General features: G+C 64.8%; 19 protein-coding genes. 10 read left to right on the top strand and 9 right to left on the bottom strand.

The window, feature by feature from the left end; all coding sequences use genetic code 11:
• Genes CV770_RS32230 through CV770_RS32215 form a run of 4 tightly spaced genes read left to right on the top strand, consistent with a single transcriptional unit; the run spans window position 1 to window position 3,734 of the window.
• A complete protein-coding gene (locus CV770_RS32230; protein ID WP_104465218.1) occupies window positions 1-1,218 on the top strand; it encodes a substrate-binding protein in 1,218 nt (405 codons plus the stop codon).
• Between the two features lie 6 nt (window positions 1,219-1,224).
• A complete protein-coding gene (locus CV770_RS32225) occupies window positions 1,225-2,325 on the top strand; it encodes a branched-chain amino acid ABC transporter permease (RefSeq protein ID WP_104465217.1) in 1,101 nt (366 codons plus the stop codon).
• On the top strand, window positions 2,315-3,046 hold the full coding sequence (locus CV770_RS32220) for an ABC transporter ATP-binding protein (protein ID WP_091966090.1): 732 nt from the start codon (window positions 2,315-2,317) through the stop codon (window positions 3,044-3,046). Before CV770_RS32225 ends, CV770_RS32220 begins: the two co-directional genes overlap by 11 nt.
• Window positions 3,039-3,734, top strand: coding sequence for a branched-chain amino acid ABC transporter ATP-binding protein (locus CV770_RS32215; protein ID WP_028141879.1), 696 nt, complete (start codon window positions 3,039-3,041; stop codon window positions 3,732-3,734). Before CV770_RS32220 ends, CV770_RS32215 begins: the two co-directional genes overlap by 8 nt.
• Before the next feature lie 759 nt (window positions 3,735-4,493).
• Here CV770_RS32215 and CV770_RS32210 read toward each other — a convergent pair.
• From CV770_RS32210 to CV770_RS32185, 6 genes are all read right to left on the bottom strand, one after another.
• Window positions 4,494-5,342: a protein NO VEIN domain-containing protein gene (locus CV770_RS32210; protein WP_091966091.1), complete on the bottom strand. Its 849-nt coding sequence runs from the start codon at window positions 5,340-5,342 to the stop codon at window positions 4,494-4,496.
• A 148-nt stretch (window positions 5,343-5,490) separates the two neighbouring features.
• Window positions 5,491-6,993: a L,D-transpeptidase family protein gene (locus CV770_RS32205; protein WP_201760135.1), complete on the bottom strand. Its 1,503-nt coding sequence runs from the start codon at window positions 6,991-6,993 to the stop codon at window positions 5,491-5,493.
• Between the two features lie 525 nt (window positions 6,994-7,518).
• Window positions 7,519-8,481, bottom strand: a complete 963-nt coding sequence (locus CV770_RS32200; RefSeq protein WP_018320570.1) for an acetyl-CoA carboxylase carboxyltransferase subunit alpha — start codon at window positions 8,479-8,481, stop codon at window positions 7,519-7,521.
• A 339-nt stretch (window positions 8,482-8,820) separates the two neighbouring features.
• Entirely contained in the window at window positions 8,821-9,777 is a 957-nt protein-coding gene (gene xerD, locus CV770_RS32195) for a site-specific tyrosine recombinase XerD (protein WP_104465215.1), read from the bottom strand.
• 76 nt (window positions 9,778-9,853) lie between these two features.
• Window positions 9,854-10,261 carry a nuclear transport factor 2 family protein gene (locus tag CV770_RS32190; protein ID WP_104465214.1) on the bottom strand — a complete coding sequence of 136 codons (408 nt, stop codon included), beginning with the start codon at window positions 10,259-10,261 and terminating at the stop codon, window positions 9,854-9,856.
• A gap of 46 nt (window positions 10,262-10,307) precedes the next feature.
• A complete protein-coding gene (locus tag CV770_RS32185; protein WP_245453920.1) occupies window positions 10,308-11,309 on the bottom strand; it encodes an SDR family oxidoreductase in 1,002 nt (333 codons plus the stop codon).
• Here CV770_RS32185 and CV770_RS32180 point away from each other — a divergent pair.
• On the top strand, window positions 11,277-12,050 hold the full coding sequence (locus CV770_RS32180) for a TetR/AcrR family transcriptional regulator (RefSeq protein ID WP_245453919.1): 774 nt from the start codon (window positions 11,277-11,279) through the stop codon (window positions 12,048-12,050). The genes CV770_RS32185 and CV770_RS32180 overlap by 33 nt on opposite strands.
• 16 nt (window positions 12,051-12,066) lie before the next feature.
• Here the strand turns inward: CV770_RS32180 and CV770_RS32175 are convergent, their stop codons facing one another.
• Window positions 12,067-12,213 (bottom strand): hypothetical protein, encoded by a 147-nt coding sequence (locus CV770_RS32175; RefSeq protein ID WP_014439243.1) that lies wholly within the window; start codon window positions 12,211-12,213, stop codon window positions 12,067-12,069.
• A 198-nt stretch (window positions 12,214-12,411) separates the two neighbouring features.
• Between CV770_RS32175 and CV770_RS32170 the strand changes: the two genes are divergently transcribed.
• From CV770_RS32170 to CV770_RS32160, 3 genes are all read left to right on the top strand, one after another.
• The gene (locus CV770_RS32170) at window positions 12,412-13,035 is read left to right on the top strand and encodes a shikimate kinase (RefSeq protein WP_201760134.1); all 624 of its coding nucleotides are present in this window, start codon (window positions 12,412-12,414) and stop codon (window positions 13,033-13,035) included.
• Complete coding sequence (gene aroB / locus CV770_RS32165) at window positions 13,032-14,174, top strand: 3-dehydroquinate synthase (RefSeq protein ID WP_104465212.1); 1,143 nt, start codon at window positions 13,032-13,034, stop codon at window positions 14,172-14,174. The genes CV770_RS32170 and aroB overlap by 4 nt, the downstream gene beginning before the upstream one ends.
• Before the next feature lie 67 nt (window positions 14,175-14,241).
• A complete protein-coding gene (locus CV770_RS32160) occupies window positions 14,242-15,594 on the top strand; it encodes a hemolysin family protein (RefSeq protein ID WP_091966098.1) in 1,353 nt (450 codons plus the stop codon).
• Window positions 15,595-15,626: 32 nt separating this feature from the next.
• On the opposite strand, the gene CV770_RS32155 is transcribed toward CV770_RS32160, so the two are convergent.
• Window positions 15,627-15,896 carry a BolA family protein gene (locus tag CV770_RS32155; RefSeq protein WP_091966112.1) on the bottom strand — a complete coding sequence of 90 codons (270 nt, stop codon included), beginning with the start codon at window positions 15,894-15,896 and terminating at the stop codon, window positions 15,627-15,629.
• Window positions 15,897-16,001: 105 nt separating this feature from the next.
• Here CV770_RS32155 and CV770_RS32150 point away from each other — a divergent pair, with 105 nt between their 5' ends.
• Window positions 16,002-16,634, top strand: a complete 633-nt coding sequence (locus CV770_RS32150) for a J domain-containing protein (protein ID WP_018320576.1) — start codon at window positions 16,002-16,004, stop codon at window positions 16,632-16,634.
• Window positions 16,635-16,955: 321 nt separating this feature from the next.
• On the opposite strand, the gene CV770_RS32145 is transcribed toward CV770_RS32150, so the two are convergent.
• Window positions 16,956-18,050: a citrate synthase/methylcitrate synthase gene (locus CV770_RS32145; protein ID WP_104465211.1), complete on the bottom strand. Its 1,095-nt coding sequence runs from the start codon at window positions 18,048-18,050 to the stop codon at window positions 16,956-16,958.
• 82 nt (window positions 18,051-18,132) lie between these two features.
• Between CV770_RS32145 and CV770_RS32140 the strand changes: the two genes are divergently transcribed.
• A partial coding sequence (locus tag CV770_RS32140; protein ID WP_104465210.1) for a citrate synthase family protein occupies window positions 18,133-19,329 on the top strand: 1,197 nt, incomplete at its 3' end.

Genomic DNA, 19,329 nt, shown 5'->3' with positions numbered 1-19,329 from the left:
ATGTTCGATCGCACTCAGCTCTCACGTCGCCGCTTCCTCTCCAATTTCGCCTTTGCCTCCGGCGCGGTCGCAACCGGGGTCGGCAGCTGGGTGATCCCGGCGCCTTGGGCCAATGCCGCCGAAGCACCGATCAAGGTCGGCATCGCCACCGATCTCACCGGCCCGATCGCCTATGCCGGCAATGCCGACGCCAACGTCGCCAAGATGGTGATCAAGGAGATCAACGCCGCCGGCGGTCTGCTCGGCCGTCCGCTCGAGCTCTACATCGAGGACACCGCTTCCAATGAATCCGTCGCCGTCGGCAATGTCCGCAAGCTGATCCAGCGCGACAAGGTCGACATGGTGCTCGGCGGCATCACCTCCTCGATGCGCAACGCGATCAAGGACCCCATCGTGGCCCGCGGCAAAACGCTCTACATCTATCCGCAGCTCTACGAGGGCAAGGAGTGCACGCCCTATCTGTTCTGCACCGGTCCGACGCCGGCGCAGCAATGCGACGAGTTCATTCCCTGGCTGATCAAGAACGGCGGCAAGAAATTCGCGCTGCCCAGCGCCAATTATGTCTGGCCGCACACGCTCAATGTCTACGCCCGCAAGGTGATCGAGGCGAATGGCGGCGAGGTCGTGTTCGAGGAATACTACCCGCTCGACCAGGTCGATTTCTCCGCGACCGTCAACCGCATCATCTCCAACAAGGTCGACGTGGTCTTCAACACCGTCATCCCGCCGGGCGTCGGCCCGTTCTTCAAGCAGCTCTATGAAGCCGGCTTCCTCAAGAACGGCGGACGGCTCGCCTGCGTCTACTATGACGAGAACACGCTCAACATCAATCAGGCCGCGGAGATCGAGGGACTCGCCAGCTGCCTCGATTACTTCAAGGTGCTGACCAAGGAGAACCCGTTCGACGCCAAAATCCAGGCGGCCTACGAGAAGGATTTCCCCGGCAACTTCCTGTTCGCCGCCGGCAGTGCGGCGACCGGCACCTATCGCGGCCTGAAGCTGTGGGAGGCCGCGGTGAAGGAGGCCGGCAAGGTCGACCGCGAGTCTGTTGCCGCCGCGCTCGACCACGCCAAGATCGCCGAAGGTCCGGGCGGGCCTGCCGAGATGGTGCCGGGCAAGCGGCACTGCAAGATGAAGATGTACACCGCGGTCGCCAAAGGCGGAAACTACGAGATCGTCGGGCGCAGCAACGGCCTCGTCGATCCCAAGGAATGCTGAGTTGGAATGCTGAAGTCGATGGGCGCAGTGAAACGGGCGATCCCCGCCGAGATCGGCGGGGAGGCGGACGTCGTCATGGATAGCGGCGGGACGGCGAAGCGAGCGTCGGCGCGAAAGGTGCTGCCGATCGTCGAGGGCGTCGTGCTGGTCGCGGCGCTGCTCGCGCCGCTGCTGCTGCAGGACTATCTCACGGTGTTCGCGACGCGCGTGATCATCCTCGCGCTGTTCGCGCTGTCGTTCGATCTGGTCTGGGGCTATGCCGGCATCATGAGCTTCGGCCAGGCCCTGTTCTTCGGCTCGGCCGGCTATGGCGTGGCGCTGCTCGCGCGCGACCTCGATATCACCAACATTTTCCTGGTGCTGCCGGCGGGCACCATCATCGGCCTCACCTTCGCGCTGCTGCTCGGCGGCTTCCTGCTGCTGGGCCGGCACCCTTCCAGCGTGATCTTCGTCTCGCTCGGTACGCTGACCGGCTCCTACGCCGCCGATCGTCTCGCGCGCGGCTGGTATTATCTCGGCGGCCAGAACGGCATCCCCTCGATCGCGCCGATGTCGCTCGGGACTTACGAGTTCACGGAAGGGCCGGCCTTCTATTATCTCGTGCTCGGCATCCTCGTCGTGGTCTATCTGCTCTGCCGCTTCCTGGTGCGCTCGCAGTTCGGCCTTGCGCTCGCCGGCCTGCGCGAGAACGAGCAGCGCATCGCCTTCTTCGGCTACAAGGCGCAGCATCTGAAGGCGATCATCTTCACCATCGGTGGCGGCGTTGCCGGGCTTGCCGGCAGCCTCTATGCCTTCCACGAAGGCTTCGTCTGGCCCAACATGGTCGGCGTCGTCGTCTCGACGCAAGTGGTGCTCTATGTGCTGTTCGGCGGCTCCGGCACGCTGATCGGCGCCGTTATCGGGGCCGTCATCGTTGAGGGCGTCAGCTTCTGGCTCTCGGACAATTATCGCGATATCTGGCCGATCATACTGGGCTTGTTGCTGCTGCTCGTCATCCTGTTCCGCCCGCTTGGCCTGATCAGCTTCGTGCTTGGGGAGCGCGAGCGGGTCGGCAGCTTCGGTGCCAGGGCCAAGGAGAGCGTCAAGGAGAATCGCGATGCTCCTTGAGGCCGCCGGCATCACGAAAATCTTCGGCAAGCTCACCGCGCTCGACGGCGCCGCGCTCACCGTCGGTGCCAACGAATTCCACGGCCTGATCGGCCCGAACGGCTCCGGCAAGAGCACGCTGATGAAGTGCATCGCCGGCGCCGAGGTGCCGACGCAGGGCAAGGTGTCGTTCGTCAATACCGACATCACCGCGTTCACTCCGACCGAGCGCGCCCGTGCCGGCATGAGCCTGAAATTCCAGATCACCAGCGTGCTGCCGTCGCTGACGTTGTACGACAACATCCTGCTCGCGCTGCAGGCGCAGTCCTCGCTCGTCGACCTCGTATTCTCGCGCACCCGAGGCGCGCTGCACGATCAGGTCATGACCATGCTGACGCAGTTCCGCCTCGCGAATCGCGCCTTCGAGGCCGCAGCGGCGCTGTCGCACGGCCAGCAGCAATGGCTGGAGATCGCGATGGCGCTCGCCGGCAAGCCGAAATTGCTGCTGCTCGACGAGCCGACCGGCGGCATGAGTCTCGAGGAACGCCGCGTCACCGGCGAACTGCTGCAGCCGATCAAGCAGCATTGCTCGCTCGTCATCGTCGAGCACGACCTCGATTTCATCCGCGACATCTGCGATCGCCTCACCGTGCTCGACCAGGGCAGGGTGCTGGCGTCAGGCACGGTGTCCGAGATCCAGGCCAACAAGGCCGTTCAGGAGATTTATCTGCGCCGTGCCTGAATTTTTGGACATCAGACATCTCGACGCCGGCTATGGCCGCAGCCAGGTGCTGTTCGACGTCACCCTCGGCATTCCCTGGCGCGGCGGCGTCGCCGTGCTCGGGCGCAACGGCGCCGGCAAGACCACGCTGATGAAGACCATCGTCGGCGAGTTGCCGGCGTGGAAGGGCGAGGTCGCCTTCGACGGCCGCGACATCAGCCGCCGTGCCACCCAGGAGCGCGTGCGCGCCGGCATCGGCTATGTGCCGCAGGAGCATTCGGTGTTCGCGCGCCTGTCGGTGCGCGACAATCTCGCCGTCGGCTCGCTCGCGAGCAAGAAGGCAGACGCGGTCGACCAGGTGCTGACCATCTTCCCGAAGCTCGGCCAGCGCCTCGACCAGCCCGCCGGCACGCTGTCCGGCGGCGAACGCAAGATGCTGGCGATCGGCCGCGCCATGCTGGGCGATCCAAAGCTGCTGCTGCTGGACGAGCCGACCGAAGGCGTCTGGATCGGCGTCATCGAGGAAATCACCGAACGCCTGATCGAGCTTGCCAAGAGCATCGCCGTCATCATCGTCGAGCAGCACCTCGACCTCGCGCTCCGCGTCGCCGACTACGCCTACGTGCTCGACCGCGGCAGGGTCGCGCTGCAGGGAGAGGCGGGCGAGGTGCGGGGCAATCCGGAGCTGATGCGGTATCTGGCGCCGTAGGAGGCGCGTGAAGCGCGCCGCTCCCGCACCGACCTCAGCTGTCATGCTCCGCGAAAGCGGGGCATCCAGTACGCCGCGGCCTCTCGACTGAACTACACCCGTCTCTGGAATACTGGATTCCCCGCTTTCGCGGGGAATGACGGCGGAGATTGGAGCGCCATCCTCGATTCAACTGTCAAACAGCCCACACGACATCGCGATCCCGCAGCGCCCAGCGCTCGGGTTTTGCTTCGCTTCTGGCGCCCTTCGAATCGGAAGGGCGCAGGGAAGGCCGGGTACCGGCTGGCACCCGCAAGCCCCTGTGCAATGATGCGTGGATAGACGCTCACAGGGGAGACACAGGTGCAGCCCGATAACCGGCCTTCCCTGCGCAGTGGGTTTACGGCTTATGTCGCGCTCTCCCCGGGGAGCGATGCACTATTGCCCCCGTCGCCTCGCAGATCGCTGATGTGCGCAACCCGGTCGGGCACGCACACCACCGCGGAGACTTGACGCCAGCCTGCGGACGCCAGGACCACACGATTTTGCCGTACGCGGCCGGCCTGTCGTACCGCGCCCGCTGATCGCTCACGAGGAGACCCCGCCCTGCGACCGCATCTGGCGCCAACACCGCCCGCGTCCACCGCAACTCATCCCACGAACCGTGACGATCGCGACCCGCCCCTTCCGGAGGGATGAGATGGCGAGGGAGTATAGGGTGTGTGTCGCGGTTCGGGTAAAGAGAATTATTGTTATCCGAAGGGTGGAGCTTGGGAAAGATTATCTTGGTTCCGCAGAGTATGTGGTTGGCGTCATGAAGAGCGCATCCTCAAGCGGTGGAGCGATTTCGAACATCTGCGCGTGGTTCCGAAAGTGAAAGACGCGCCGGACTCGATATCTGTCTCTTCTCTCCGCAGCAACGTCGACTTCGCGTTTGGTGAGCCAAAATGGCGTGCGTTCGTGCCCGCACGTCGTCTTGATCTCCAGTAGCCGCTCTTGCCCATCGGGTTCAAAGGAACGGACATCGTACCCGTAGCCGTCTCCGTCCAGATCGGAAACCCACCGAACGTCGTCGGCGAGATCTTCACGTCCAGCTTGTCGGAGGCGAATGCGCTCGAATTCTACGACAAACTTCTCTCCGGCCTTCCCCAAGTCGCGATTTCTGGCATCTCTCTCCGCAGGATCAAACTTTCCGACAAGTTGGCGGATCGCAGGCGGCAGCACTTTATCCAAATCGGTGAACTGTGGGGGAGCAACGAAGATCGTGTCGTCGTTCAGTGCTAGCGGTTGCGTATCTGTACTCGCCGGATATAGAAAGTTTGGCTCGCGCCGAATATTGCGTTCGACAGCCGGCACTAGCGCATCCTGATAGTGCGCCAGTGGCTTGTAACCGTTGATCCACTGCGCGCCCAATACGTCCAGAACTGCAGAGATGTTCTGGAGCTTGCGTTCGATTGATCCTTTGGATCGACGGACGGTCGTCATGAGACGCCGCCAATTGTCTGCCTTGCTGTAGGCGATACCCGCCTTTTCGGAGGCCAGCATTCGGAAATAGCTGTCGACCACGGCGGAGATTTCAGTCTCCGTCCAAGGCGTTCCTGCAATGCCTTCGATCTGCTCGGGGTCCAAGCTTCTGCCTCTCGAACCCGAAGCGTATCAGGGGATCAATCGGGCGCAAGGTTGGCACTGGGAGCGCAGCAGCGAGCATCCTCCGCCTCCGCGGATAATGACGGTGTCAGCTCGGCTATATCGAGGAAAGCGCGGCTCCGGCCGCCGCTTACTTCACCGCCCCAAAGCGGCTGTCGAACGAGTTCGACGACACCACCGGCGCGGCGCCCATGATTTGCGTCGCTTCACTCGCACCATCGCTCACCGACGGCTTCAGCGCCGGGCGCGTTGCGGCGAGGCGGGTGTCGGGCTGCTTTGCCGGTTCGGCGGGCTTGGCGGCCACGGTCGCAGCCGGCTTCGGCGCTTCCTTGGACTTGTCATGTCCCGGTACGAACCGGGTCACGGCGGCCTTCAGCCGCGACGCTGCGGTCGGCGGCGTGGTCGTGGTGGCCGGGGCCACGGATGCGGTGGCTTGCGGCGGTGGGGTGGTCGCGGTGGTGTCGGATGAGCCCATGCCCATCTTGCGGCCGAGGTTGGAGAAGAAGCCGCCGGATTTCTCGTTCGTCGGCGCGGCCGTGGCGACGCGCGTGCTGCTCGCGGGTGCGCTGACGGCGACCACCGGCTCTTCCTGCGGCGCAGGCGCGGACGCCGCGCTGTCGAGGTTCGGCTTGGGCGGATTGACGTGGCCGGGGATCGTGCCCGGCGCCTTCGCCATCGCCAGCATCTGCAGCGTGGTGCCTTCGGCACCTTCGGACAGGCCGGTCGAGCCTTCCGGAATTTTTGCGGCAAAGATCTTGTTCATGCCGCCGTCGATGCCGGTGTTCATGCGCGCCACCGGCGTGCCCTTGGCGACCAGCTTGGCGTATTCCGCCTCGTCCTTGGCTTGCTTGCCCCGCACGGCGGCGACGACGTCCTCGGGGATCACATAGGCCGGGCACTTTGCCGAGGCGTCGAACACCGGATCGCGCTTTGCGTCCGCGGGCTTCGCCGCGTCGAAGACGTACTTCTTCTCGCAGAAATCGACCTTCGGCTCCTGCCGCGTCACCTCGAAATGATCATAGCCTTCCTTGATCATCTTCCAGAACGGCATGTTCGGATTGTTCCGGTGCTTGGCCATGTTCACCGGCGTCATCTTGAACGGATAGGCCTGCAGCTGGAACGCCTTCTGGCCGCCGAAGAAGGATTCGCGGCCGAGCGAATAGATCTCCGCGATCTGCTCGTCGGTCATTGCGTAGCAGCCGCGCGAAGAACAGTCGCCATGCACCATCAGCTGCGAGCCGGTGCGGCCCAGCGCCTTGTCGAACGCGTTCGGATAGCCGGTGTTGAACGAGAGGTAATAGGCCGATTGCGGATTCATCTGGCTCGGATTGATCGAGTAGAATCCCTCCGGCGCCTGGCGGTCGCCTTCGCGCACCTTCGGTCCGAGGTCGCCGGACCAGCGGCAGATCGGATAGGTCTTGAGCAGCGCGAACTGGCCGTTGCGGGCCTGCTTCCAGACCTCGAGCTCGGCCTCCTGCTTGAACAGGCGGACCAGGATCGGCGATTGCAGGTCCATGTCCTTCTCGACCATCGCGGCGAGAAGCTTCGGCGGCACCGGCTGGTTGGCCTTGGCGTTGGTCGCGAGCGAGACCTGGTCGGTATCGCAGCCGGCCAGCAGGATGCTGGCCGTCATCAGCGCGACCGAAGCCAAAAGCGCGCGAGCAAGCGAACGAGAAATCAAGATGGACCCCACACCGTGCCGGGCAGAGAGCGCGAACCCCAATTCTGATGGAGCATGATCCGACCGGAGAACCGGGCCCGTCGTGACGGGCTTTTTCAGCTCACGCCCCAGCGCTTATGCCCTGAAGCCATTGATTAAAATTCTAACCTCTGGGTCATGTGGTCGCAACCCGAGCGGGGATCACGAGCCCGTTGGCCCATCGGCATGGTCAACGAAGACTGAATGGACGCGAGTTGGGACGGAACTTGGGCTTTTCGGCCCGACTGGGACTCAGATCGCTGATTTGGGCAAAAAAAGGGTTAACGGGCGGTTACTGGGGGTGGTCCCTCGTGCCCCGGACGCTGCGCAGCGCCTCTTGGCGGTGCGCTGCTGAGCCGGGGCCTAGGCTTCGGTCGTACTCTGGGGCCTCCTGGGTCCCGGCTCTGCGGAGCGTCACTTCGTGCCGCACCGCGTCCGGGACACCAAAACCCGCCCGAATCAGCCCAGTTTCCGTCCGATATCGAGGAATTTCTGCCGCCGCTGCTTGCGGATGGCATCCCCGTCCAGGCCGCGCAGCTCGTCGAAGGCCTTGGCGATGGCATCGCCGGTGGTGGCGATCATGGCGGCGGGGTCGCGGTGGGCGCCGCCGACCGGCTCCTTCAGGATGCTGTCGATCACCCCGAAGCGGAGCATGTCCTGGGCGGTGATCTTCATGTTGTTGGCGGCTTCCTGGGCCTTGGTGCCGTCACGCCAGAGGATCGAGGACGCCGCTTCCGGCGAGATCACGCTGTAGATCGCGTGCTCCAGCATCAGCACCTTGTTGGCGGTGGTAATCGCAATGGCGCCGCCCGACATGCCCTCGCCGGTGATGATGGCGACGTTCGGCACCGTCAGCGCCATGCAGGCATCGGTCGAGCGCGCGATCGCTTCGGCCTGGCCGCGCTCCTCGGCGCCGATGCCGGGATAGGCGCCGGCGGAATCGGCGAGCGACAGCACCGGCAGGCCGAACCGCTCGGCCATCTCCATCAGCCGCACGCATTTGCGATAGCCTTCGGGGCGCGCCATGCCGAAATTGTGCTTGATGCGGCTCTCGGTGGAATCGCCCTTTTCCTGGCCCATCACGCAGATCGCCTCGCCGCGGAAACGGCCGAAGCCGGCGACCAAAGCCTCGTCCTCGCCGAACTTGCGGTCGCCGGCGAGCGGGGTGAATTCGGTGATCAGGCCCTTGATGAAGTCGTTGAAATGCGGCCGCTGCGGATGTCGCGCGACCAGCGTCTTCTGCCACGGCGTCAGGTTCTGATAGAGGTCGGCCAGCGCCTGCGCCGCCTTGTCCTCGATCCGCCCGATCTCATCGGAGATGTCGGTGCCGGAGGCCGCCAGCGTCCGGAGCTCGTCGACCTTGGAGTCGAGCTCGGCGACGGGCTTTTCGAAGTCGAGATAGCTGCGCATCTGGTCTTGCATCAACTCAATATAGGGAGGACGGGGCGAGGCGGCGAAGCGGATTTAGACCGGCGGAAAGAAGTGTAACCTCTTCAATGAGTTGACCTGTGTGTTGCGAGCGGGCCCGTCAAATCATGCGAAGGCCCCGGCTCTTTCTGCGGAGAAGTGGCCGAAGTCAAGGCGGTTTCGGTCCCTGCTGTCGTCCCCGCGAACGCGGGGACCCATAACCACAGGGAGAAGTTTGGCGGAGGCTGGCAGTGAAGCGGCCTTCCCGAGGTACTCGCACCACCCCTCGCGGATAGATCACGCGGTATGGGTCCCTGCGCCCGGGCGCAAGTGCGCCCTAGGCAGGGACGACAGTTACTTCTCCGCCAGCGGGTGCAGGTCGCGCACCAGGCTCTTCAGCCGCTCCTCCACCACATGGGTGTAAATCTGCGTGGTCGAGATGTCGGTGTGGCCGAGCAGGGTCTGCACGATGCGCAAATCGGCACCATTGTGCAGGAGGTGGCTGGCAAAGGCATGGCGCAGCACGTGCGGGGAGACCAGCCGCGCCTGCAGGCCCGAGGCGACCGCGAGCTCCTTGAGGTCGCGGGCAAAGTGCTGGCGCGTCAGATGTCCGCTCTCGCCGAACGAGGGGAACAGCCACTTGGAAGCGGCGAGGCTGTTCTTCTTGTCGCCCTTCGCAGCCTCCGTCGCCGCGAGATAATCCGCCATCGCCTGGCGCGAGGCCTCGTTGAGCGGCACCAGGCGTTCCTTGTTGCCCTTGCCGCGCACCACGATCATGCGGGCGTCGCGCTTGGCCGCCGAGCGCGGCAGCGCCACCAGCTCGGAGACGCGCAGGCCCGTGGCGTAGAGCACCTCGAGCAGGCAATACAGCCGCAAGGCGCGCAGCCGCTTCGCGGGCGAGGCATCCTCCGCCTCGCTCAATTCCTTGGCGCGGCGGAGCATGCGGTCGACGTCCGAGATCGACAGCACCTTCGGCAGGCCGCGGCCGCGCTTGGGACCGGACAGGATCGCGGCGGGATCCTCAGCTCGGATGCGCTCGTTGAGGAGGAAGCGGTAGAGATGCCGCATCGCCGACAGCCGCCGCGCGACGCTAGTGGATTTGAAGCCGCGGGCATCGAGATCGGCGAGATAGTCGCGCAAATTTTGCGTCTCGGCGTCGGCAAAGCTGTGCCCGACGCGGCCCAAAAACTCCGAGAAATCGGTGAGGTCGCGGCGATAGGCGTCGAGCGTATTAGGCCCGGCGCCCTGTTCCGCCGCGAGCATGTCGAGGAACAGGCCGGTAAGCTTGGCATCTGAGGGCTGGGTAGGCATGCCCAGGAGGCTAGCTCCTATTTCTTGAGAAACTCACCAGCAATGTGGAGCGGGCCCGAACGCTCTTTTCGAAATTCTAGGCCATTTCGCTGATCGCCGTCGCCTGCGACCAGACCACCATCCAACGCCCCTCGCGGTGCTCGTAAGTGTCGGTATGCCAATAGTCCGCAGGGGCAACGCGGTGGCCAGCAAAAACGATCTCCAGCCTGGCGCGATATCGGATCACGGCGTGATCATCCTGCTGGCGGACTGCGATCGCGCCGGGTTCCCACATCACGTACTGGATCTGCCCGCTCTGGATCGCACCCAGATATTCGCCCTTGGAGAGCGGCATGCCGATCGGCGTTATCAACTGAAATTCCGGCGCATGAAGCGGCTCCGCCTGCGCAATGTCTCCCTCGACCAGCGCGCGCAGCCGGGCCCGTTCGGTGTTGCGGATGTGCTCGGCTTGCGGTGAGTCCGTGTCGGTCGCGTGCGTCGTCATTGGTGGTTCTCCAGTTCTGCAAGAGTGGGCGAGGGGTCCAGCCGTCCTACGGCGTGGCGATCAAGCGATGGTCGATCAGGCTTTGGGCGCTGGCCCGGATGCAATCCTCGTCAGGCCGTGGTTGCCAGTTCAGCACGCGATGCGCCTTGGCGGCGCTGACGCTGAGGTCGCGGTCGAGCTCATGCACGATCATGCGCGAGCGCCCGCTGAACGGGGCCAGCGCTCTCACCATCCAGTTCGGCAAGTCCCCGCGCGGCAACAGGGCCGCATAAGCCGGGAACGATTTCGCCAGCACCGCGGCCAAGTCCCCCAACCAGAAAAAACCTCCGCCGACGATGAAGCGCTCTCCGGCGGCATCAGGACAGGTCATCGCGCGGATATGGGCGTCGGCCACGTCGCGCACGTCCACGACCGCAAAGCCAAAGCGCGGCACACGCTTCAACTTGCCACTCATCATCTGCTGGATCAGTCCGACGGACGTGCCATATTGCGGGCCGAGCAGCGGTCCGAAGATCATGCCGGGATTGATCACGCACAGATCGAGCCCGCTGTTCCGCGCAAAGCTCCACGCGGCCTGCTCGGCCAGGGTTTTCGATTTGTAGTAGGGCGTCGCCCGCGCGCTGGTCGGATCAGTCCAATCGTTCTCGGTGTAGGGAGGCCGGCCGCTACCGTGATTGGTGGCGGCAATCGAGGATGTCAGCACCACGCGTGCAACTCCGGCGTCATGGGCCGCGCGCAACACGCGTAGCGCACCGTCGCGCGCGGTCTGGATCAGCTCGTCTGCGCTGTCAGGCAATCCCGCCGGAAATGGCGAGGCCGTATGAATGACATAGCGACAGCCCTTCAGCGCGTCGTCCCATCCGTCGTCGGAGCAAAGATCCGTCTGGGCAAAACTGAGCGCACCGGCGGCGGCAGGCGCGGTCGCGCAAATCTGGCTCCGGATCCGGTCCCGGGCGTGCAGACTGCGGACGGTTCCGCGCACGCGATAGCCGCTCGCCAGCAGCTGGCTGGCGACATGGCCGCCGAGAAATCCGCCGATGCCAGTCACCAGGACCGTGGCGGTCGGTTGAGGAAGTTGAGAATCCAGTTGATTTTTCAAGCTCTTGAACTCCGGTCAAGTCAAATTAGACAATTAGACTGTAGTTGTCTAATCGTTTTTGACGAATTGGACCCAAGCTGTCAATATGTCTCGATGAAAGACAGCGATCACAAGGCCGGAGCAATTCTCGAGGCGGCATTGCCGGTGTTCGTCCGCCACGGCTTCCGCAAGACGTCGATGGCCGACATCGCGCGGGCGGCGGGCATCTCGCGCGCGGCGCTCTATTTGAGCTTTGGCAGCAAGGAGGAATTGTTTCGGGCGGGGTCGGAGCGGGCGCATGCCAAGACGATGCGCAGCGTCGAAGCCGCGCTCGCCGGCGACGGCGACGTGTTCAGCCGGATCGAGCTGGCGATTGCAGCGTTCCAGCGCGATTTGATCGTGCCGTTCGCCGGCAGCGCGGACGCAGCAGAGCTGTTCGACGCCAATATGACGCTGGCCAAGGACATCACGCTGGCCGCGCGCGCCCGGTTGGTGGCTTTGCTTGCTGGCGCACTGGCCGATGCGCAAGCGCGGAATGCGATCACCTTGGACGCTTTGAAGGCCTCACCGACAGACCTCGCCGGCATCATCGTGGCGGCGATGGAAGGCATCAAGGAGGCGCAGGCCGCGGGCCAGAATCTTCTCGAAGATACGCAGCTGTTCTTGCGCCTGCTGCGCCTCGCCCTGACGCGAAGTTCGCAGGGCGCCTGACGCGTGCAACCAACGTTTATTTCTTGAGAAACTTGTCCGGCGGGATCGTCACCGTCATTTCCCGCGACTTGGGACTGACGAAATTGGCCAGTGCGAAGACCACGCCATAGACGATGCCGGCGATCACGGCGACGACCGTCAGGAAGCGGAACAGGCTGGGCATCGTTCTGGGGTCTCTGCAGGGACTTTGGCGGTCAGGGACTTGGCGGGCAAATTAACCAATGAAATCATCCAACATGTTCGCCGTTTCGTGGCAAGAGTCCACTGGCGAGGCCCCCTGCGGGGTCGTATAGGTGGCCAAAGCATGCCGCCTTTGGCGGCAGATCGAGCGAGATCCAGAGCGAGATCCAGAGCAATATTGATGTCCGACGCCGCGTTGCCGATACCAGCTTCGCCCGAAGCCGACATCCTGTCGGCGCTCGGGGCGCGCGCGATCGTGCTCGTCGGTATGATGGGGGTGGGTAAATCCACCATCGGCCGCCGCATGGCTAGCAGGCTCAAGCTGCCCTTCGTCGATGCCGACACTGAGATCGAGACATCGGCCCAGATGACCATCCCGGAGATCTTCGAGCGCCATGGTGAGCCGTATTTCCGTGACGGCGAGGCGCGGGTGATTGCACGGCTGCTCGACAGCGGGCCGGTGGTGCTGGCGACCGGCGGCGGCGCCTTCATGCGCGAGGAGACCCGCGCGCGCATCGCCGCGAAGGCGGTTTCGATCTGGCTCAAGGCGGACCACGACGTCATCATGCGCCGGGTGCGGCGCCGTGCCGACCGCCCGCTGCTCCAGACCGCCGACCCCGAGGGAACCGTGACGCGCCTGCTCACCGAGCGCGAGCCGGTCTACGGCCATGCCGATCTCACCATCGCCTCGCGCGACGTGCCGCACGACAAGATCGTCGAGGAGACCATCGAGGCGCTGCGCGCGCATCTCTGTGGTGAGCAAGCCACCCAACCACCTGCCGACGTTGCGAGTGCCATACGATGACTGCGCCGTTGAAACATTCCGACCCTGTCAACGTCGACGTCGCGCTGGGGAATCGCGCCTATGACATCGTCATCGGCCGCGGCGTGCTGTCCTCGCTCGGCGAACGGATCGCCGCCTTGCGTCCCGGCGTGCGCACCGCGATCGTGACGGATCGCACGGTGGCCAAGCACTGGCTCGAGCCCGCCGAGGCCTCGCTTGCCGCCAGCGGCATCCCGACCTCGCGCGTCGTCGTCGAGGAAGGCGAGATCTCCAAGACCTATGCCGGCCTCGAAAAAGTCAGCGAAGCCCTGATCGCCGCCAAGATCGAGCGCAACGACCTCGTCATCGCGCTCGGCGGCGGCGTGGTCGGCGATCTCGCCGGCTTTGCCGCGGCGATCCTGCGCCGCGGTGTCGATTTCGTGCAGGTGCCGACCTCGCTGCTGGCGCAGGTCGATTCATCCGTCGGCGGCAAGACCGGCATCAACTCGCCGCAGGGCAAGAACTTGCTCGGCGCGTTCCACCAGCCGGTGCTCGTCGTCGCCGACACCGCCGTGCTCGACACGCTGTCGCCGCGGCAGTTCCGCGCCGGCTATGCCGAGGTCGCCAAATACGGCGTGCTCGGCGACGAGGCCTTTTTCACCTGGCTGGAAAAGAACCATTCCGACATCTTCAAGGGCGGCTCGGCGCGCGAGCACGCGATCGCGACCTCCTGCCGCGCCAAGGCCGGCGTCGTCTCGCGCGACGAGCGCGAGACCGGCGAGCGCGCGCTGCTCAATCTCGGCCATACCTTCGGTCACGCGCTGGAAGCTGCGACCGGCTTCTCCGACCGCCTGTTCCACGGCGAAGGCGTTGCCATCGGCATGACGCTGGCGGCGCAATTCTCGGCAAAGCTCGGCATGATCGGCGAGCAGGCCGCGGCGCGCGTCGAGCGGCATCTGATCGAAGCCGGCCTGCCGACGCGCCTGCAGGACATCGCGGGTTTTGCGCAGGAGGGGCTTGCCGATGCCGATGCGCTGATGGCCCTGATGGCGCAGGACAAGAAGGTCACGCGCGGCAAGCTCACCTTCATCCTGCTGGAGGCCGTCGGGCGCGCGGTGATCGCGAAGGATGTCGAGCCGGCCCCGGTGCGGGACTTCCTGAAGTCGAAATTATCGCAGTGATGGCGGGATCGTCTGGATCGGCCGCCCGCAATGAGGCGCGGATGATCAAGGCGGTCGCGAGGCAAACATGAGCTCGATCTCGATCAATCTGCTGCTTGCGGTCCTCCTGCTCGCCGCCAACGCGTTTTACGTGGCAGCCGAGTTTGCGCTCGTGAAGAGCCGCGGCTTCCGCGTCAAGGCCATGGTGGAGCAGAACCGCTTCGGCGCGCGCCTGTTGCAGACCATGATGGGGAACATCGAATCCTATCTCGCCTGCTGCCAGCTCGGCATCACCATGGCCTCGCTCGGTCTTGGCTGGATCGGCGAGCCGACCGTGTCTGCGCTGCTGAGCCCGATCCTCCAGCCGCTCGGACTATCGGAGGCCACGCTGCACTTCACCTCGTTCGTGGCGGGGTTCCTGGTTTTCTCCTCCCTGCACATCATCATCGGCGAGCAGGTGCCGAAGACGCTGGCGATCAGGGAGCCGATGCCGGTGTCGCAGTGGATCGCCTATCCGCTTCATGCCTCCTACCTTGTGTTCTATCCGCTGAGCTGGTGTCTCAACACGGCGTCGGGCGCGATCCTGCGTCTGATCGGCGTCCAGGAGTTTTCGCAGCACGAGATCCTGACGGATTCCGAGATCGAGGGCCTGGTCGAGGAATCCGCGGTGCACGGCAAGATCGAGAGCGGCGAGGCCGAATACATTCACAACGTCTTCCGCCTCGGCGAGCTCACCGTGTCCGACGTGATGGTTCACCGCACCGCCATGGTGATGATCAATGCCGACCTGCCGCCGGAAGAGCTGGTGCGGGAGGTGCTGGCCACCGAATACACCCGCATTCCGCTGTGGCGCGACAAGTCGGAGAACATCATCGGCATCCTGCACGCCAAGGATCTGTTGCGGGCCATCCGCGTCTCGGAAGGTGATACCTCGCGCATCGACGTCACCACCATCATGCTGCCGCCCTGGTTCGTGCCGGAAATGCGGCCAATATCCCAGCAGCTCAAGGCGTTCCGTCGCCGCAAGACCCATTTCGCGCTCGTCGTCGACGAGTATGGCGAGGTTGAAGGCCTCGTGACGCTGGAAGACATTTTGGAGGAGATCGTCGGCGACATCTCCGACGAGCACGACGTGGTGGTCGCCGGCGTAAGGCGCCAGCCCGACGGCTCCGTCGTGGTCGACGGCTCGGTGCCGATCCGCGATCTCAACCGTGCGCTGGACTGGCGTCTGCCTGACGAAGAGGCAACGACGGTGGCGGGCCTCGTCATTCACGAGGCGCGCTCGATTCCCGACCGCGGCCAGAGCTTCACCTTCCACGGCTTCCGCTTCCGCGTCCTCCGCCGCGAACGCAACCGTATCACCGCGCTCCGTATTTCACCGGTAGCGCGCGAGTCCGAGCTGGAAGAGGTCAAGCCGCGAAGGGCCGGGACGTCGTTCTGATTTTCTTACCCTCCCCTGGAGGGTAAGCGAAGTCAGCCTTCCCCCGGCGCCTTCGCCTGGATCGCCAGCGCGTGCACGCTGCCGGAGAGTTCCGCGGCCAGCGCCGAATTTATCATGCGGTGGCGCTCGACCCGGCTCTTCCCTTTGAAGGCTTGAGACACGATATACACACGGAAGTGCGTCTCACCGCCGGGCCGATGGCCGGCGTGGCCTTCATGCAGATGTGACTCGTCGACGACCTCGAGGCTTTCGGGCGTGAAAGCTTCCTGCAACTTGTTGCTGATAGTGTCTTTCATAACCATGAGTGCCATTAAAGCGCGTCATCAAGCCCCGTCAATTGCCGGGGTTAGCAGCTAATTGCAATGTCAAGACTTGAAGGTTTTTGCATTGCGTAGTCAAAGTCAGCCATGCCGATCGATTCATCAAAGTTCTTCGACTCCATCCGCGTGAAGCCGCGGGGCAAGCAGCCGGAAGTGAAGCCGCGCGACACCGCGGTCGGTTGCGAATGGGCCGGATGCCAGAACAAGGGCGCGCATCGCGCGCCGAAAGGCCGTGAAAACCAGCGCGAGTACTGGCACTTCTGCCTGAACCATGTGCGCGAGTACAACCAGAACTACAATTTCTTCTCCGGCATGAATGCCGATGCCGTCGCGCGCTATCAGAAGGATGCGCTGACCGGCCACCGCCCGACCTGGAAGATGGGCGCCAATGGCGGCAAGAAGGGTGCGGAAGCCGAGATCGATATGGCGGCCGATCCGTTCAGCATGTTCAGTGAGATCAACGGCCGCGCCGGCTGGCGGAAGGGCCCGGACGCTCAGCCCAAGGCCGAGACGCGCAAGGTCATGAACGCCGAGCGCAAGGCGCTCCAGGTCATGGGCCTCGGCCCCGATTCCACGCTCGCCGACGTCAAGACCAAGTACAAGGCGCTGGTCAAGCAGCACCACCCCGACGCCAACGGCGGCGACCGCTCGACGGAAGATCGCCTGATCGAGATCATCAAGGCGTATAATTATCTGAAGACGGTGGTGCGCGAGGCGTAGGGGCCTCGCGCGCGCTGTGTAGGTGCGAGGGCGCCTCGGCGCCAATCCCTCCGTGTCGTCCCGGACAAGCGCAGCGCAGATCCGGGACCCATAACCCCAGGGAGCAGTTTGGCGAAGACTCGTAGTGAAATAGTCTTCCCGCGGTACTCACACCTGTCTTTCACCGATAAATCACGCGGTATGGGTCCCTGCTTTCGCAGGGACGACAGCGGAGTGCGGGGCGCCGCCCCGTAGCCCGGATGGAGCGTTAGCGTAATCCGGGGCCTTCTCACACAACGACGGCTTTCCCGGATTGCGCTTTGCTCCATCCGGGCTACTTCATCATTCCTCCGGCATCGCCCCCACATACGACGAACTCGGCCGGATCAACCGCCCGGTCCGCTGCTGCTCGCGGGCATGCGCGGTCCAGCCTGCGGCGCGCGCCACTGCGAAGATCGGCGTGAACGCCTGCCTCGGGATCGCGAGCGCATCGAGCAGGATGGCGGTGAAGAACTCGACATTGGTTTCCAGCGGCCGCTCCGGATTCTTCTTGCGCAAGGCGGCGCGGACGTAGGCCTCGACCTCGCCGGCGAAGGGCAAATCGGTGCCGTTGGACGCCAGCGCCTCGACTGCGGTCTTGAGCACATCGGCGCGCGGATCGCGCACGCGGTAGACGCGGTGGCCAAAGCCCATCATCCGTTCGCCGCGGGCCAGCGCCGCATCCACCCAGGGCTGGATGCGTTCGCGCGAGCCGATCGCGTCCAACATTTCCAGCACCGGCTCAGGCGCGCCGCCATGCAGCGGGCCCGTGAGCGCGCAATAGCCCGCGGTCACCGCGGCAAACAGATCGGCTTGCGTCGAAGCCACCACGCGCGCGGTAAAGGTCGAGGCATTCATGCCGTGGTCGCTGGCGGTGACGAGATAGGCATCGAGTGCGGTGACTTCGCGTGTTTCAGGCGCGCGCCCGTGCACCATCCGAAGCGTATCGGCAGCATGGCTGACATTGGGATCCGGCGTGACCGGCTCGAGCCCCTTGGCGCGCCGGACCAGCGCGCCTGCGATCACCGGAAATGCGCCGACGATCGTTGCCTCGTGCTCCAGCCCGTTCTCCGCACGCAGCCCCGCGACCGCCGCGCGAAACCCGTCGATGACGCCCATGCCGCGCGTCGCCGGCAGCAGGTCCGGTAGCCGCGCGAAGGCGCGCTCGCGCGCAAGGCCGAGGCTCGCCCGCACATTGGCCTCTGTGAGGGTGGTCTTGCTGGCGCCGTTCCAGAGCCGGGCGGTGACGCCCTCAAAACTCGAGATAGCGGCGAGGCGGCCGACATGCTCGCCGGCGATGATCAGTTCGCCGCGTTCGCCGTCGACATGGCTCAGCACGGTCTCGGCCGCGGGAACGCCGTCCAGCCCGATCTGGCTTTTGGTGAGGTGGATGTTCATGGCCCAAATCTCCCTTTGCGTTGCACCAAGGAAAATTTCGGGCCTCTCGACAGATTGATCAATCTTGATTACATAAATCAATATGAAAAATTCCGAGGGGCTCTACCTCTCCGCCCGGGAAGCCGCCGCCGAGCTCGCGATCTCGCCGGCCACGCTCTACGCCTATGTCAGCCGCGGCCTGATCCGCTCCGAGCCGACGCAGGACTCGCGAAAAAACCGCTACCGTGCCGAGGACGTCCGCGCGCTGAAGGAGCGCCGGGTGCCGTCGCCGGAGCCGCGCGGCCTGCGCAGCTTCGACGCCGACCTGCCGGTCATGGACACCGAGATCTCCACCATCACCGAAGAGGGGGCGATCTATCGCGGCGTCAATTGCGTCGATCTCGCCGAGAACGACACGCTGGAGCACACCGCAACGCTGCTCTGGGACGTCTCCGACGTCGACCCGTTCGCTCCGGACAATCAGCCCGCGCTCTCCGAAGAGATGCGCACGATCGGGCAAGCCGCACGCCGGGCCGCGCCGATCGACCGCGCCATCGCCGTGCTCGCGCTGGCCGCGAGCGTCGATCCCCGTGCGTTCACCCGCGCGCCCGACGGCCGCGCCATGGTCGGCGGACGGATCGTCCGGCTGCTGGTCGCGACCATGCTCAATGCCGAACCCTCGGCCGAGCCGCTGCATCAGCAGATCGCGAGAGCCTGGGCGGCGGACAACAAGCACGCGCCCGATCTGATCCGCCGCGCGCTGGTGCTGCTCGCCGATCATGAGTTGAACGCCTCGACCTTCACCGCGCGCTGCGCCGCCTCGACCGGCCTCAATCTCTACGATGCCGTCATCGCCGGTCTCGCCTCATTGAAGGGGCCCAAACATGGCGGCGCGAGCGTGCTGGCCTCGCAGCTCGTCAAGACCCTGATCGATCGCGACGTCGCCCCGATGGTGCGTGAGCGCGTCGCGCTCGGCGAACGTTTTGCCGGCTTTGGCCATGGCGTCTACAAGCGCGGCGATCCCCGCGCGCAATCGCTGCTGAATGCGCTCTCCCGCGCCGGCGCGCCGCGAAAATTCACGCGCGAGGTGCCGGAGCGGATCGCGGAAGCGACCGGCGAATTCGTCAATATCGACTATGCGCTCGCGGTGCTGGTGCACGCGCTGCGCCTGCCCGCCGGCAGCGAGCTCGCTCTGTTCGCCATGGCCCGCAGCGTCGGCTGGATCGCGCACGCCAGCGAGCAATTGCAGTTCGGGAAGCTGATCAGGCCGAGGGCGCGGTATGTGGGACCTGCGCCGGGG

Source organism: Bradyrhizobium sp. AC87j1 (assembly GCF_002936975.1).
GTDB classification, from domain to species: Bacteria; Pseudomonadota; Alphaproteobacteria; order Rhizobiales; family Xanthobacteraceae; genus Bradyrhizobium; species Bradyrhizobium shewense.
The sequence above is the reverse complement of the archived record's forward strand: the minus strand, read 5'-3'. Positions and strand labels throughout refer to the sequence as shown.